Source organism: Thermococcus sp., assembly GCF_015523185.1.
Taxonomy (GTDB): Archaea; Methanobacteriota_B; Thermococci; order Thermococcales; family Thermococcaceae; genus Thermococcus.
This window is the reverse complement of record NZ_WAKV01000082.1, coordinates 16381-29153: the sequence shown is the minus strand read 5'-3', so window position 1 is coordinate 29153 and position 12773 is coordinate 16381. Positions and strand designations below refer to the sequence as shown.

Below are 12773 nucleotides of genomic sequence, written 5' to 3'. Positions count from 1 at the left end.
GAGCTACCGCAGGACAATAAGGGAGGCCCCGGCAGGAAGCTACGAGATAAACCTTCTCCGCGAAAAGGGCGTTGAGTGGCTCGAACTAACGATGCCAAAAAGAATCATCGGCGAGAAGGGAAGGGTAAAGGGTGTTGAACTCGTTAGAACAAAACTCAGCGAGCCCGATGAAACAGGGAGAAGAAAACCAGTTCCGATAGAGGGAAGCGAGTTCACGGTTGAGGTTGACTACGTGGTCTGCGCCATGGGACAAATTCCAACACCACCCTTTGGAGAGAACGTCGGAATAGCGACGGACAGGAAGGGCAGAATCGTCGTTGATTCCCAGCACATGACGAGCAGGGAAGGAGTCTTCGCGGCCGGGGACGTTGTCCTTGGCCCTTCGCTTGTTGGCAGGGCAACGAGAGACGGCCTATACGCCGCGCGCGATATTCATCTCTGGCTTACGGGGGTGAGAGCATGAAGCTCCTCGTCGATTTCAACGCCTGCATAGGTTGCGAGACCTGCGAAGCGGTGTGCGACTTCATTCACGACGGGAGGCCTAACATAAGGGTTGTCTTCGCGAGCAATGGCGTTGGTGTGCCCATTAACTGTCGCCACTGTGAGGAAGCGCCCTGTATGGCCGTCTGCCCAGTGAACGCGATTACCCGCGACAGAGACGGGGCCGTGATAATAAACCAGGAAACGTGCATAGGATGTCTCATGTGTCTCTCAGTGTGCCCCTTCGGGGCGATAAGCTACGAGCCCGTCGTTAAGGTCGTCTACAAGTGCGACATGTGCGCCGAAAGAAGAGCCAAAGGACTGAAGCCGGCCTGCCACGAGATGTGCCCTGCTAACGCTATCTACTACGGGCCCGGCGATGGAGAGGAGAAGAGGATAAAAGTTGCAGAGGTAATTTCCAAGCACCTCTAATTTTTCAAATTTATCCACCGAAAACCGTTAAAGCTCTTCGTTGCATACAGTAGAACATGAAAGTCCCTAAACCTTTGGTTTACAATAAGGTGTTTCCTACCTTTTTTTACCAAACTGAGCTTTAAAAAAGCGTTTTAAGTCAGAAAGAGAAGCTCTAATCGAGGGTAAACAAAAATATTAATTTGGAGGTGGTAGCTTGCCCTTCATAGTCGCGTTCGTCTTCGCCTACATCATCTGGCTCGTGTTAACAGCGGGAACTAACGGACTGCTTTGGAACACCCAAGAGCTTATAGCCGGTCTGATATTCGCGCTCATAGTCGGCTACACCACGAGAGACGTTGTTGGGGATAAATCAGTCCGCTTCCTGAACCCTGTGAAGTGGATTGAATGGATTGTCTACGTACCCGTACTCTTCTGGGGGATGGTTAAGGCCAACCTCCACGTTGCTTATCTCGTCATAACGGGAAAGATAAGGCCCGGAATCGTCAGGGTTCCAGTGGAACTTGAGAACGACGCCCAGTACACGATTCTCGCCAATTCCATTACCCTAACCCCGGGAACGCTGACGATAGATGCCTGCCCAGAGGAAAAGGCTCTCTACGTCCACTGGATTGACATCCCCCCCGGCTTAGAAAGGCCAGAAAACTCGGGACCGGTTTCTGGGCCCTTTGAAAAATGGGCGAGGAGGTTGGGAAGATGATTGACCCGGTGTTCTTCTATGCAACCCTGCTCGTCTCGATAGCATCGTTTCTAACGATACTGAGGATTATGCTGGGCCCAAGCGTTCCAGACAGGGTCGTCGGAGTTGACACCCTGAACACCCTGATCGTTGCGACGATGGTTCTTCTTGGAGCGGCCTACGACAGGACGATTTACATTGACATAGCCATAGTTTACGCCCTGCTGAGCTACATCGGAACCCTTGTCATAGCCCGCTACCTGCAGGGGGGATTGCAATGATTGAGTACCTGATTTACGCCTTCCTTTCGATAGCGATAACCTTCAACATCCTGGGGAGCATTGCCCTGCACCGTTTCCCCGACGTTTACACTCGCCTTCACGGAGCGACGAAGTGCACAACCTTCGGAACGATATTCGCCGTTCTGGCTGTTGTTACCCACGCCCTCAACCAGCTCCAGGTTACCGGTGACCCGAAGTACCTCCAGATGGCCCTCCACAGTTTGGTTGCACTCGTTGCCCTCCTCCTCACAAACCCGGTCGGTGCCCACGCCATAGCCAAAGCGGCACACCTGAGCGGATACAAGCCAGCCAGAGCGGTTGTCGATGCCTACGAGGAGAAGCTCGGGGGTGAAGCGGAATGAAGGCATTAACGATTGATATGACGATTCAGGCGATAATACTCTTTGGCGTCCTCATCACCGCTTATCTGACCATTCGCTTTAGAGATTTGCTGGCCGCCGCGCTGATGTCGGCAGCGATGAGCCTGCTCCTCAGCCTTGAGTTCTACATGCTCCACGCACCTGACGTGGCTATAGCAGAGGCAGCCGTTGGTGCCGGAGTAGTTACCGCTGTGATAGTTTACGGCATAGCGAAGACCGAGAGATGGGAGGTGGAAGCGTGAAGAGGACAATAGCTTACCTCTCACTGCTGTTCATCCTCGGTGTGCTCCTCTACATAGCAAACCCCAACTACGGGCTCGTCTTTGGTCCCGGAGGGAAGGAGTGGCTTTCGCTCCGCTATACGGACAACTACTACATTACCCACGGTCTAAAAGAGGTCGGCGGTATGAACATAGTCACGGACATAGTGTTTGATTACAGGGGCTACGATACAATTGGAGAAGCTACGGTTCTCTTCACGGCCATAGCAGGGGCTGTTGCACTTCTAAGGCCCTGGAGGGGGGACGAGTCATGACGTGCAGGCCAAGATGTAGTGGCGACATGGGGCTCATCGTTAAGACCTCGGCGAGGGTAATAATCCCGCTCATCGGAATCTTCGGTGCCTACATAGTGGTGCACGGTCACCTAACCCCCGGAGGAGGTTTTCAGGGCGGTGCCACCATAGCGGGAGCGGGGATACTCTTCCTCGTCTCGTTCGGCCTCGACGAGATGAAGAAGCACTACAACAAGAGCCTTTACTCAGCTCTGGAGGGGATAGGTGGCCTCGTCTTCCTCGGCGCGGCGATGCTGGGAATGGGTGTGGCCTTCTTCTACAACGCCCTCTGGCACAACGGACCCTTCTTCAACGGAAAACCAGGGACTCTACTCTCGGCCGGATTTCTGCCCATAATGAACCTGGCCGTAGGATTAAAGGTCTTCACGGGATTGATTAGCGCCCTCACCGCGATAGCACTCTACCGGAGGTGGAAGTCATGATTCAGTTCCAGTTCATCACCGCGTTCCTGCTCATAGTCCTCGGAATCTACGCCTTTTTGGCAAAGAGGAACCTAATCAAGCTGATTTTAGCGCTTGACATAATAGACTCTGGAATCCATCTCCTCCTAATAAGTCTCGGCTACCGCATAGAGCTGAACGAAGTACCAACGGCTCCTATTTACACGGGTTATGAAACGCTGAAGAGCCCGATGGTCGGGCCTTTACCCCAGGCCCTGGTTCTAACGAGCATAGTCATCGGAGTCTGTGTGCTTTCCCTCGCAATAGCCCTGACGATAAACGCCTACCGCCACTACGGAACCCTTGACGTGAGAGCTCTAAGGAGGTTGAGGGGATGAACGGCGAGATTCTACCGTACCTCATAATCATTCCCCTCTTTGGAGCGTTTTCGATGCCAATAGTGAGTCTAGCTGGAAGGAAGGCAAGGGAAGCGTGGGCCGTTATCATAAGCGGTGCTACATTAGCTGTAGGTTCGGCGCTCTTCTACTACGTCTGGGGGAGCGGAAAAATAGTTCTATACACCCTTGGAGCGAAGAGTCCACTTGGCCAAGGCGTTAGCTTCCCGGTAAGGATAGTCTGGGAGGTCGACACCTTTGGTGCCCTCATGGTGCTTATAGTGACCTTCGTGTCATTTATGGCGGTGATTTACTCCCTCGGCTACATGAAGCACGACACCGGCCTCGATAAGTACTACACCCTCATCATAATCCTCGAGCTTGGAATGCTCGGCATAGCGATAACCGGAGACCTCTTCAACTTCTACGTCTTCCTTGAGATAATGAGCATAGCCAGCTACGCCCTGGTTGCCTTCAGGAACGACACCTGGGAAGGTATTGAGGCCGGCATAAAGTATATGTTCGTTGGCTCTATAGCGAGTTCCCTGATTTTGCTCGGCATAGCGCTCCTCTACGGCCAGTACGGAACGCTGACGATGGGGTATCTAGCGTTAAAACTCTCCCAGAATCCGACGGTTGTCGGAAAGGTCGCATTAGCGCTCTTCATAGCGGGGCTTCTCTTCAAGAGCGGTGCTTCCCCGGTTCACATGTGGCTTGCCGATGCACACCCCGCTGCCCCAAGCTCGATTTCGGCTATGCTTTCCGGCCTGGTCATCAAGATAGGAGGAATCTACGCCCTCACGAGGATTCTGTTCAGCATCTACGGAACCAGTATTAGCACGAAGACGGTCGGATGGCTCATAATACTCTTCGCCTGTATAACGCTGATAGTCGGCAACGCTATGGCCGTAATCCAGACGGACATGAAGAGGCTCTTGGCTTATTCCTCGGTGGGACAGATAGGATACATTCTCCTTGGCCTCGGGATTGGTTTAGCGGCCTACGGAAGCCAGACAGGAGAGATAGCTTTAGCCGGAGCAATCTACCACACCTTTAACCACGCCCTCATGAAGGCACTCCTCTTCCTGATTGCAGGCGTTGTAATCCACCAGCTCGGGACGAGGAATTTGAACGAACTGAGCGGATTGGCCAAAACTATGCCCAAAACCACCTTTGCCTTCCTCATCGGTGCGGCCGCGATAATAGGAATGCCCCCCCTCAACGGCTTCGCGAGCAAATGGCTCATCTACGAGAGCTCAGCGATATTCAACCCGATACTCGGCGCAATAGCGATAATCGGAACGGCCTTCTGTACCGCGGCATATGTCAAAGTGCTCTACACCTTCTTCGGAAGGCCAAGTGAGAGGGTTATGAAGGCCAAAGACCCAGAGGGGACGATGCTCTGGCCGATACTAATACTCACAATCGCCATAATCGTCATGGGTCTCTTCCCGTGGCAGATAAGCGACAAGATAATGATTCCGGCTGTAAAGACCCTGGAGAACCAGCTGGCCTACGTGAGCACTCTCCTGGGAGGTGCGTGAAATGTTCGGCTACTGGGATGCCCTCTACTTCGTCCTCGTTTTCATCATTGGCCTAATCCTTGCCTACTTCCTCGACCTGTGGGCCAGAAAAAAAGGGATGGGAACCAGAAAAACTGGAGATGGAACAAAGATATTCATCAGCGGTGAGGACCCGGAAAAGGTTATCCCGGGTTTTGAGCACCTTGAGGGCTACTACACGGGAAAGAACGTCATGTGGGGCTTAACTTACGCCCTAAAACGCTTCTTTACTGTACTCAAGGCCGACCACACCGGACTGCTGACCGACTACGTGAGCTACCTCGTCATAGTTACCGCCTTCGTCATGGGAGTTCTCTTAATCTGGGGGTGAAGTGAGATGGCAATAACCGTTCCCGCTAAAAGCAGTTCAAACTCAACGGAACGCGAAAGGCTTGAGAAGAGAATCGCCCAGCTGTGCCGTTATATAGGTAAATCCCCCTGGGTTTTTCACGTTAACACCGGCTCGTGCAACGGCTGTGATATAGAGATTATAGCAGCCCTAACTCCCCGTTACGATGCCGAGCGCTTTGGGGTAAAGCTCGTAGGCAGTCCGAGGCACGCTGATATACTCCTCGTCACCGGGCCGGTAACCAACCAGAGCCTCGAGAGACTTAAACTGGTCTACGAGCAAACACCGGAGCCAAAGATAGTCATAGCCGTCGGCTCCTGCCCCACCGGCGGGAGCGTCTTCTACGAAAGTCCATTCACCAACGCACCGCTGAGCAACGTCATTCCGGTTGACGTTTACGTTCCTGGCTGTCCCCCGAGACCGGAGGCGATACTCCACGGGGTCGTTTTGGCCCTTGAGAAGCTGGTCGAGAAGTTAAAGGGAGGTTCCGAGAAATGAGGGAATTTTTGGAGGTTCACAAGCACATATCGCCCGAAGGGCGTTTCAGAGAGGTGAACACTGGAAAAGAGCCCGTTGAGAAGCCTCTCACTCTCTCAGGTGCCCAGTTGATTAGAAAAACGTTTTCCGCGATCCGTCAAGGACGTTCGAACGATAGTGAGAACGGCGCTTGCACAAGCAAGGGCTCATATGGAGGTGAGTGAAGAATGAATGATAATCCCACTAACGAGGTAACTGAGGTTAAAGAGCCCACTAAGGCCGAGAAGGTCGCGAAGGCCATAGCAGAGCGCTTTCCAGAGGCGGAAGTTCAGGTAAAGACCAACAAGTGGAAGAGACAGAGGGTCTGGGTGAGGATTCCCAGGGGAAAGTATCGCGAACTGATGAGATTCATCAAAGAACTCGACAGTGAGGCCCACTACTCGATAGGCATCGAGCAGGACTGGGGAGATGAGCTGGGCTTCCTTAGTCATGTTGTGATTCACTACGACGATTCACCGGCAGTTTCCCTGCTAGTAGATGTACACGCGCCCAAGGACGACCCTGTAATCCCTGATGTGAGCGACATCTTCCCAATAGCCCTCCAGTTCGAGAGGGAAGGCATGGAGATGGTCGGCATAGACTTCGAAGGAGCGCCCGACAAAAGGAGGCTCTTCCTGCCGGACGACTTTCCAGAGGGAATCTACCCTCTTCGCTTAGACGACAAAGGTGTTCCAGAGGAGATGGTTCACAACGCAGGACACCCGTACTACCTCAAAGGGGGGAAGAAGGCATGACCAAAGTCGAGTACTGGGTTAAGATACCCTTCGGTCCGATTCACCCCGGTCTGGAGGAGCCCGAGAAGTTCATACTCACCCTTGACGGCGAGAGGATAGTTGACGTTGACGTCAAGCTCGGCTACAACCTGCGCGGAATCCAGTGGATAGCCCTGAGGAGGAACTACGTCCAGATAATGTATCTGGCAGAGAGAATGTGCGGAATCTGCTCCTTCTCGCACAACCACACCTACACGAGGGCCGTCGAGGAGGCGGGGGAAATAGAGGTTCCCGAGAGGGCCGAGTATATTCGAGTCATCATCGGCGAGCTGGAGAGGATTCACTCTCACCTCCTCAACCTCGGCGTTTTGGCACACGACATAGGCTACGACACATTGCTCCACCTTACATGGCTAGCCAGAGAAAAAGTCATGGACACGCTTGAAGCGGTGGCGGGAAATCGCGTCAACTACTCGATGGTGACCATTGGAGGTGTCCGAAGAGACATAGACGAGAAAAAGAGGCGGATAATCCTCGATATGATAAAATACTACAAGGAAGTCTTTCCGCAGATAGAGGATGCGTTTCTCCACGACCCGACGATAGAAGCACGTTTCAGGGACACCGCTGTGATAAGCAAGAGGGTTGCACTTGAGCAGGGAGCGGTCGGTCCAACTGGAAGAGGAAGCGGAATAAGGGACGACGCGAGATGGAGCGAAAGGCTCGGCGTTTATCCGGACCTCGGGATAAAGCCCGTAATGCCTCAGGACATCACCGGGGAGAGGCCGAGGGGAGACGTCTTCGACAGGATGGCGGTTAGGATAGGCGAGCTGTGGCAGAGCTTAGAACTCATCGAGAATGCCCTCGATGCCATGCCGGATGGGAAGATAAAGACCTTCCCCAGGGACAACATACTGGTGGCCAAGCTGAAGCTCCTCGTTGATGGTGAGGGGATAGGCAGGTATGAAGCCCCAAGGGGAGAGCTAATCCACTACGTCCGCGGAAAGAAGGGAAGCGACAAGCCACTCCGCTGGAAACCGAGGGAGCCGACCTTCCCTAACCTCTTCTCGGTGGCTGAAGGAGTTAAAGGCGACCAAGTAGCTGATTTTGTGGTCGCTGTTGCATCAATAGACCCATGCCTGAGCTGTACCGACAGAGTCGCGGTCATACAGAACGGCAAGAGGAGAATCCTGACTGAAAAAGACCTCCTCAAGGAATCCATCAGAAAGACGCGCGAGATAAACCCCGATATCAAAGGCGACCCCACTCCGATAGGAGCGAGCTGTTCGAGGTGATGAACATGGACGTTATTGGAGAAATCGTTTATCCTATCGCAGGTTTGCTCGGACTTTATGGCTTCGTCTCACTCGTATCGCTCCTCTGGGAGGGAATAGACAGAAAGCTTGTAGCTAGAATGCAGAGGCGCGTTGGCCCACCGCTGATACAGCCCTTCTACGACTTCCTCAAGCTCCTCAGCAAGGAAACAATAATACCCAACACGGCCAACTACATGTTTAGACTTGCACCCATTATGGCTCTAGCCACAGCTATAGCGCTCTTAGCTTACACTCCGATGGGCTTCACGCCGGTTCTCGCTAGCAAGGGCGACGTTATAGTCTTCATATACCTCCTGGCACTCATAAGCTTCTTTAAGATAGTAGGGGCGATAAGCTCTGGCAATCCCTATGCAAAGATAGGAGCGGCCAGGGAAGCGACGATAATGGTGTCAAGAGAACCTGCGATGATGCTGGCAATCTTCGCCATAATGTGGCGTCTCGGAAAGCTCGGCGTTCCAAAGCCCTTCAGCATGGGAATCTTTTACATCCACAACATCTGGGAGATTGGAACTCCAATGAGTTTCGTCGGGGCGATAATACTACTCTACGTCTTCTGCGTCTGGCTGGCGAGCGAGATAGAGGTCGGGTTCTTCAATATACCAGACGCGGAGGAAGAGATAGCCGAGGGGCTTTTGGTTGAATACAGCGGGAGGTATTTAGCCTTACTCAAGCTGACGAAGGCACTAAAGGCCTACATTGCCGCTTCCCTTGTCGTGGCTATATTCTTCCCCTGGGGGATAGCGGGTTATTTAAACCTCACCGGTATCTCGGCAGATATAGCGAACCTGCTCTTCCACACGCTGAAAGTATTCGCCCTCCTATTCGTCGTCGAGAGTGTCTTTAGAGCGGTAACAGGAAGACTGAAAATAACTCAGGCCGTGGACTTCCTCTGGAAGAACGTCTTCTTAGCGTCGCTTGTGGGCTCGCTCCTCATAGCGATGGAGGTGATAATGTGAGGGCGCCAATACTCGTCCCAACGGTGCTCAGGAACCTCGTCAAGAAGCCCGCGACCAACCTCTTTCCAAAGACCGAACCTGTACCCGTTCCAGAGGACTTCAGGGGACAGCTAAAATACAACGTTGACAAGTGCGTCGGCTGTAGAATGTGCGTTACCGTCTGTCCAGCTGGAGTCTTCGTCTATTTACCGGACATCAGGAAAGTGGCCCTATGGACCGCCCGTTGCGTTTATTGCTCTCAGTGCGTTGACGTCTGCCCGACAGGAGCGCTCCAGATGAGCGACAAGTTTCTCTTAGCGAGCTACGACAACTACGACGACAAGTTCATTCCGCTCAAGGAGGAGAAAATCGAGGAGATAATGAGAAAGCTTGAGGAAAAGAAAAAGGCCAAAGAGAAGGTCAAAGCCGAGAAAAAGGACTCAAAGTAACCCCTTTTTCATAAACCCTTCTTCCATCTTTCCAATGTCTATCCCCATTAGCCCGGCCTCACCGCGGAGTCTCTGATAGTGCGTCCACTCCATAGTTGCGAGGTAGGTGTAGAAGTCCCTTACCCCAGCAACCTCCGTTATTGAGGAGAGGCGTTCATAGAGCCTTTTTGCAATTAGCCCCGTTTCCATAATTATTTTGAAGACAAACTCCAGATTCTCCGGGTTTTCGAGAGCCCTTAAAAGGCTAAATGCCTCGATGGGCGTAATGTCAACTTCTCCAGGTTCTTCCCCGTATGTCTTGAGGTACAGCCTCTTAAGGCTCTCTCCGTGTTCTTTGTCCTCTTTAGTGAGCTTTCTGAGCGTCGAAACAAAACTAGGGGGTAGCCCAAGCTCCTCAGCTTTTTTAGCGAGCTCACTGTGTATCTTCGCTTCCTCATACTCACCCTTAATCCAGTAGGAGAGGAGATGTTTTCGTCGAGGGTGTTTACGAGCTCCCTAAGCCCCTCAAGCGATTTCTCAAAGTTCTCTGAAATCATAATAGTCCCTTCTTCTTTCTCCACTCGTAGAGGGCCCTGAGGCGTTCGTAGTGGCCCTTCTCGACGTCGGCAAGGTAAAGGTAGACCTTTTTCAGCTCCTCGCTATCGGTCTCCTCCGCGAGCTTCCTGTAAATCGTCTCGGCGAGCTTTTCGGCCTCCATCGCGTTCTGCAGAACGTCCTCAAGGTCCTCAACCTTCCAGAACTTGCCGAGGACGTGGGTTCCCTCAATACTCGGGGCGTTAACCCTCACCAGCTCATCCCCGTACTTTTCCCTGTAAATCTTGTAGAGCTCGTCGCCGTGGTCCTTGGATTCCTTGCCGAGTCCCTCAAAGGTCTCATAAACCTCCTTCGGAAGGCCGAGCTCCTTTGCTCTCTCCGCCAGCTTGAGGTAGGTTTCTGCCTCCTCGTATTCGCCCCCAATCCAGTAGCTAAGGAGCTCACGTTCATCAAGCTTTTTAATCTTCTCCAGAACCTCGACCACCATATTAATCACCCAGCTTTTCGTATTCCCTCTTGAGGGCCTCGTAATGACCCCTTTCAACATCGGCGAGCCTGAGATAGAGTTTCTTAAGTCTTTCATCATCGACCTTTTCGGCGAGTAATTTGTAAGCGTTCATCGCTATAAGCTCGCTCTCCATGGCCGTTTCAATAACTTCTCTAACCTGGTCTGCCCTCTCAAGCTTCGTCAAAACAGGAAGAACCTCAAGCGGGGGAATATTAGTGAACGGCTCCCTCCCAAAGGATGCCCAAAACTCCTTGGTGAGTTCTTTTACATGATTTTCAGAATCCCGTGAAAGCTTTTCAAAGGTTTTGACAAGGCTCTCAGGAAGGCCGAGGTTTCTGGCGCGTTCGGCAAGCTGGCGGTAGAATTTCGCCTCCTCCCTCTCGCTCGCTATCCAGTAAGCCAACGCCTCCTCGTAGTTCAGCCCCTCCAGTTGCTCGATAATTTCCTCGACTTCGAGCATACTAACCCCCAATCCGGTTTGCCGGTTCACCTAATTAATCTTTCCTCGCTAATCAATAACATCAAACCTAAGAACTTCGTCCCTTCTCAGGACTCCAATTCCGGCCCTTTTGCCGAGGATTTCCACCAGAACTAGATAATCGGGCTCACTAAGGTCCACCTTCAAGCCGTAACGCCCCACCAAAAGCGAGCCGAGTTCAACCTCAAGTTTTCTCTCCGAGAGCCCCCTGTTCCCCCTAACCTTTGCCCGGACGGCGAACGTTCCCTTTATCTTCTCGCCCAGTCTGAGCAGGGCCTTTTCAATATCCTCCAGCTTTGTAGATACAAGCTCATCGAGGGGAACGACCCTCTGAATCGCCTGAGTTTCGAAGTTCTTAAGCCTCTCAAGGGCCTCTTCCTTTGACAGGGGCGTTTCGGCCAGAAGAACCCCCTTCCAGTCGGTACCTTTAACGCGGACCTTTTCCAGGGCCCACTCAAGTTCGAGTATCGCGTCTCCCTCCCGTCCCGGTCGTGTTGTCACGAGGAGAATCATTTCCGCTCACCGATGAACAGGTTTTTATATCAAAAGGCCTTAAACAATTCGGTGGGTGAAATGGAGGGTCTTAAGCTTTACCAGTCATACGAGGTTTACGGTCTTTCAGCAAACCCCTTTGAACAGCTCGCCAGTGAGGGAATAAACGATGTCGAGAGCATTCACGTTTACCAGGAAGTTGACATGCGCCTTCAGATGATAGTTTCAGAGGTAATCGGGAACAAAAGCTCGATAGCGCTGAGCATAGTCGGTCCCCTCGGGATGGGTAAAACCCAAAGGCTCAAGAGCCTCGCAAAGGCCATCGAAGAGAACCGGGGGAAGGCAATATACGTAAAGGTGGACACGAACGACATCCTCAAGCTCACAAGGGACATCTTCTACGCCCTAAAGCCGCCGAAGAGCAGGACCAACATCTTCCTCGAAAACCTCTCGCGAAAGCTCGGCTTCATAGACAGACTTGAGAAAATGCTCAGCGACACGAAGGAGTATAAAAGCAGGGACATAGCAGAGCTTTTGGTCGAGCAGATGGGCAAATACCCCTACTGTGCCCTTCTCCTCGACGAGCTTGAGAACATGCAGAGCGCGAGGGAACACGAGAAGATTCAGTTCTTCGAGATGCTGAGACACTTCATAAGCACGATGCCAAAGGGCTGTATAGTGGCCTTCGCCTGCATTCCCGAGGCCTACGAAGAATACACCAAGATTTTCCCGGCCTTCTTCATGCGCCTCCACTACGAGTTCAAATTGAGGCCGATGAGCCTTGACGAGACCTTCGAGCTCGTGAAGAAGAGACTCAATCGCGTTCGCATAAGGGACACTGACGACCCGCTTTATCCCTTCACCGAGGAAGCGATAAGGCTCATCCACCAGCTCGGCAAGGGCAACCCGAGGCAGATTCTTCGCCTACTCCACTACGTCCTGAGCGAGTCGGCAAAACACAAGTTCGACCCGATTGATGACTACGTGGTGACGACAATCCTTGAGGAGCCCAAGAGCCTTGAGGAGTACCTCACGAGGATTCCAAAGGAGTACAAGGATTTGGTCGAGGCCATCGTTTTTGAGTTCAACGGTGGACCTGTGAGCTACATCCAGGTGGCTAAAGCCGTCAAAAAACCCGGAATGCAGGTTTACGAGAGTTTAAACGAGCTAATAAGGCTTGGCTTTCTTGTCGGCGACCCCAAGGGCAATTACAAGGTTCCCGACTACGTGAGAAAGTTTTTAGAGGAGGGGGAAGCCGAGAAGCTGAAGGGTGAGTGA

The 12773-nt window shown here is 52.5% G+C and carries 21 protein-coding genes; 17 read left to right on the top strand and 4 right to left on the bottom strand.

Annotation, left to right across the window (positions count from 1 at the left end):
• The 16 genes from F7B33_RS09785 to F7B33_RS09710 all read left to right on the top strand — a co-directional run.
• Window positions 1–463 (top strand): FAD-dependent oxidoreductase (locus F7B33_RS09785; RefSeq protein WP_297074305.1); only part of this gene is annotated, 463 nt, incomplete at its 5' end.
• Entirely contained in the window at window positions 460–912 is a 453-nt protein-coding gene (locus F7B33_RS09780) for a 4Fe-4S dicluster domain-containing protein (RefSeq protein ID WP_297064710.1), read from the top strand. The genes F7B33_RS09785 and F7B33_RS09780, both read left to right, overlap by 4 nt.
• 196 nt (window positions 913–1108) lie before the next feature.
• Entirely contained in the window at window positions 1109–1612 is a 504-nt protein-coding gene (locus F7B33_RS09775) for a monovalent cation/H+ antiporter subunit E (protein ID WP_297064705.1), read from the top strand.
• On the top strand, window positions 1609–1872 hold the full coding sequence (locus F7B33_RS09770; protein ID WP_297064703.1) for a cation:proton antiporter: 264 nt from the start codon (window positions 1609–1611) through the stop codon (window positions 1870–1872). The genes F7B33_RS09775 and F7B33_RS09770 overlap by 4 nt, the downstream gene beginning before the upstream one ends.
• On the top strand, window positions 1869–2234 hold the full coding sequence (gene mnhG / locus F7B33_RS09765; protein ID WP_297064700.1) for a monovalent cation/H(+) antiporter subunit G: 366 nt from the start codon (window positions 1869–1871) through the stop codon (window positions 2232–2234). Before F7B33_RS09770 ends, mnhG begins: the two co-directional genes overlap by 4 nt.
• Window positions 2231–2494 carry a DUF4040 domain-containing protein gene (locus F7B33_RS09760; protein ID WP_297064697.1) on the top strand — a complete coding sequence of 88 codons (264 nt, stop codon included), beginning with the start codon at window positions 2231–2233 and terminating at the stop codon, window positions 2492–2494. The genes mnhG and F7B33_RS09760 overlap by 4 nt, the downstream gene beginning before the upstream one ends.
• A complete protein-coding gene (gene mbhE, locus F7B33_RS09755; RefSeq protein ID WP_297074304.1) occupies window positions 2491–2787 on the top strand; it encodes a hydrogen gas-evolving membrane-bound hydrogenase subunit E in 297 nt (98 codons plus the stop codon). The genes F7B33_RS09760 and mbhE overlap by 4 nt, the downstream gene beginning before the upstream one ends.
• Window positions 2784–3248 carry a Na(+)/H(+) antiporter subunit B gene (locus F7B33_RS09750; protein WP_297074303.1) on the top strand — a complete coding sequence of 155 codons (465 nt, stop codon included), beginning with the start codon at window positions 2784–2786 and terminating at the stop codon, window positions 3246–3248. The genes mbhE and F7B33_RS09750 overlap by 4 nt, the downstream gene beginning before the upstream one ends.
• Window positions 3245–3604: an NADH-quinone oxidoreductase subunit K gene (locus F7B33_RS09745; protein ID WP_297074301.1), complete on the top strand. Its 360-nt coding sequence runs from the start codon at window positions 3245–3247 to the stop codon at window positions 3602–3604. The genes F7B33_RS09750 and F7B33_RS09745 overlap by 4 nt, the downstream gene beginning before the upstream one ends.
• Window positions 3601–5145 carry a proton-conducting transporter membrane subunit gene (locus F7B33_RS09740; protein WP_297064687.1) on the top strand — a complete coding sequence of 515 codons (1545 nt, stop codon included), beginning with the start codon at window positions 3601–3603 and terminating at the stop codon, window positions 5143–5145. The genes F7B33_RS09745 and F7B33_RS09740 overlap by 4 nt, the downstream gene beginning before the upstream one ends.
• A 1-nt stretch (window position 5146) precedes the next feature.
• Window positions 5147–5494: a hydrogenase gene (locus F7B33_RS09735; protein ID WP_297064685.1), complete on the top strand. Its 348-nt coding sequence runs from the start codon at window positions 5147–5149 to the stop codon at window positions 5492–5494.
• A gap of 6 nt (window positions 5495–5500) precedes the next feature.
• A complete protein-coding gene (locus F7B33_RS09730; RefSeq protein ID WP_297064684.1) occupies window positions 5501–6010 on the top strand; it encodes an NADH-quinone oxidoreductase subunit B family protein in 510 nt (169 codons plus the stop codon).
• Window positions 6011–6216: 206 nt separating this feature from the next.
• A complete protein-coding gene (locus F7B33_RS09725) occupies window positions 6217–6783 on the top strand; it encodes an NADH-quinone oxidoreductase subunit C (protein ID WP_297064681.1) in 567 nt (188 codons plus the stop codon).
• Window positions 6780–8057 carry a nickel-dependent hydrogenase large subunit gene (locus F7B33_RS09720; protein WP_297074300.1) on the top strand — a complete coding sequence of 426 codons (1278 nt, stop codon included), beginning with the start codon at window positions 6780–6782 and terminating at the stop codon, window positions 8055–8057. Before F7B33_RS09725 ends, F7B33_RS09720 begins: the two co-directional genes overlap by 4 nt.
• A gap of 5 nt (window positions 8058–8062) precedes the next feature.
• Complete coding sequence (locus F7B33_RS09715) at window positions 8063–9055, top strand: respiratory chain complex I subunit 1 family protein (protein ID WP_297064752.1); 993 nt, start codon at window positions 8063–8065, stop codon at window positions 9053–9055.
• The gene (locus F7B33_RS09710; protein ID WP_297074298.1) at window positions 9052–9483 is read left to right on the top strand and encodes a 4Fe-4S dicluster domain-containing protein; all 432 of its coding nucleotides are present in this window, start codon (window positions 9052–9054) and stop codon (window positions 9481–9483) included. Before F7B33_RS09715 ends, F7B33_RS09710 begins: the two co-directional genes overlap by 4 nt.
• Here F7B33_RS09710 and F7B33_RS09705 read toward each other — a convergent pair.
• The 4 genes from F7B33_RS09705 to F7B33_RS09690 form a co-directional block, all read right to left on the bottom strand.
• Window positions 9475–9906 (bottom strand): ferritin family protein, encoded by a 432-nt coding sequence (locus F7B33_RS09705; RefSeq protein WP_297074311.1) that lies wholly within the window; start codon window positions 9904–9906, stop codon window positions 9475–9477. The two genes, F7B33_RS09710 and F7B33_RS09705, sit on opposite strands and share 9 nt — an antisense overlap.
• A gap of 109 nt (window positions 9907–10015) precedes the next feature.
• Complete coding sequence (locus tag F7B33_RS09700; RefSeq protein ID WP_297074297.1) at window positions 10016–10504, bottom strand: ferritin family protein; 489 nt, start codon at window positions 10502–10504, stop codon at window positions 10016–10018.
• Between the two features lies 1 nt (window position 10505).
• Window positions 10506–10985 carry a ferritin family protein gene (locus F7B33_RS09695; protein WP_297074295.1) on the bottom strand — a complete coding sequence of 160 codons (480 nt, stop codon included), beginning with the start codon at window positions 10983–10985 and terminating at the stop codon, window positions 10506–10508.
• Window positions 10986–11033: 48 nt separating this feature from the next.
• Entirely contained in the window at window positions 11034–11516 is a 483-nt protein-coding gene (locus tag F7B33_RS09690; RefSeq protein WP_297074294.1) for a THUMP domain-containing protein, read from the bottom strand.
• 60 nt (window positions 11517–11576) lie between these two features.
• On the opposite strand from F7B33_RS09690, the gene F7B33_RS09685 reads away from it, so the two are divergent.
• A complete protein-coding gene (locus F7B33_RS09685) occupies window positions 11577–12773 on the top strand; it encodes an ATPase (RefSeq protein WP_297062194.1) in 1197 nt (398 codons plus the stop codon).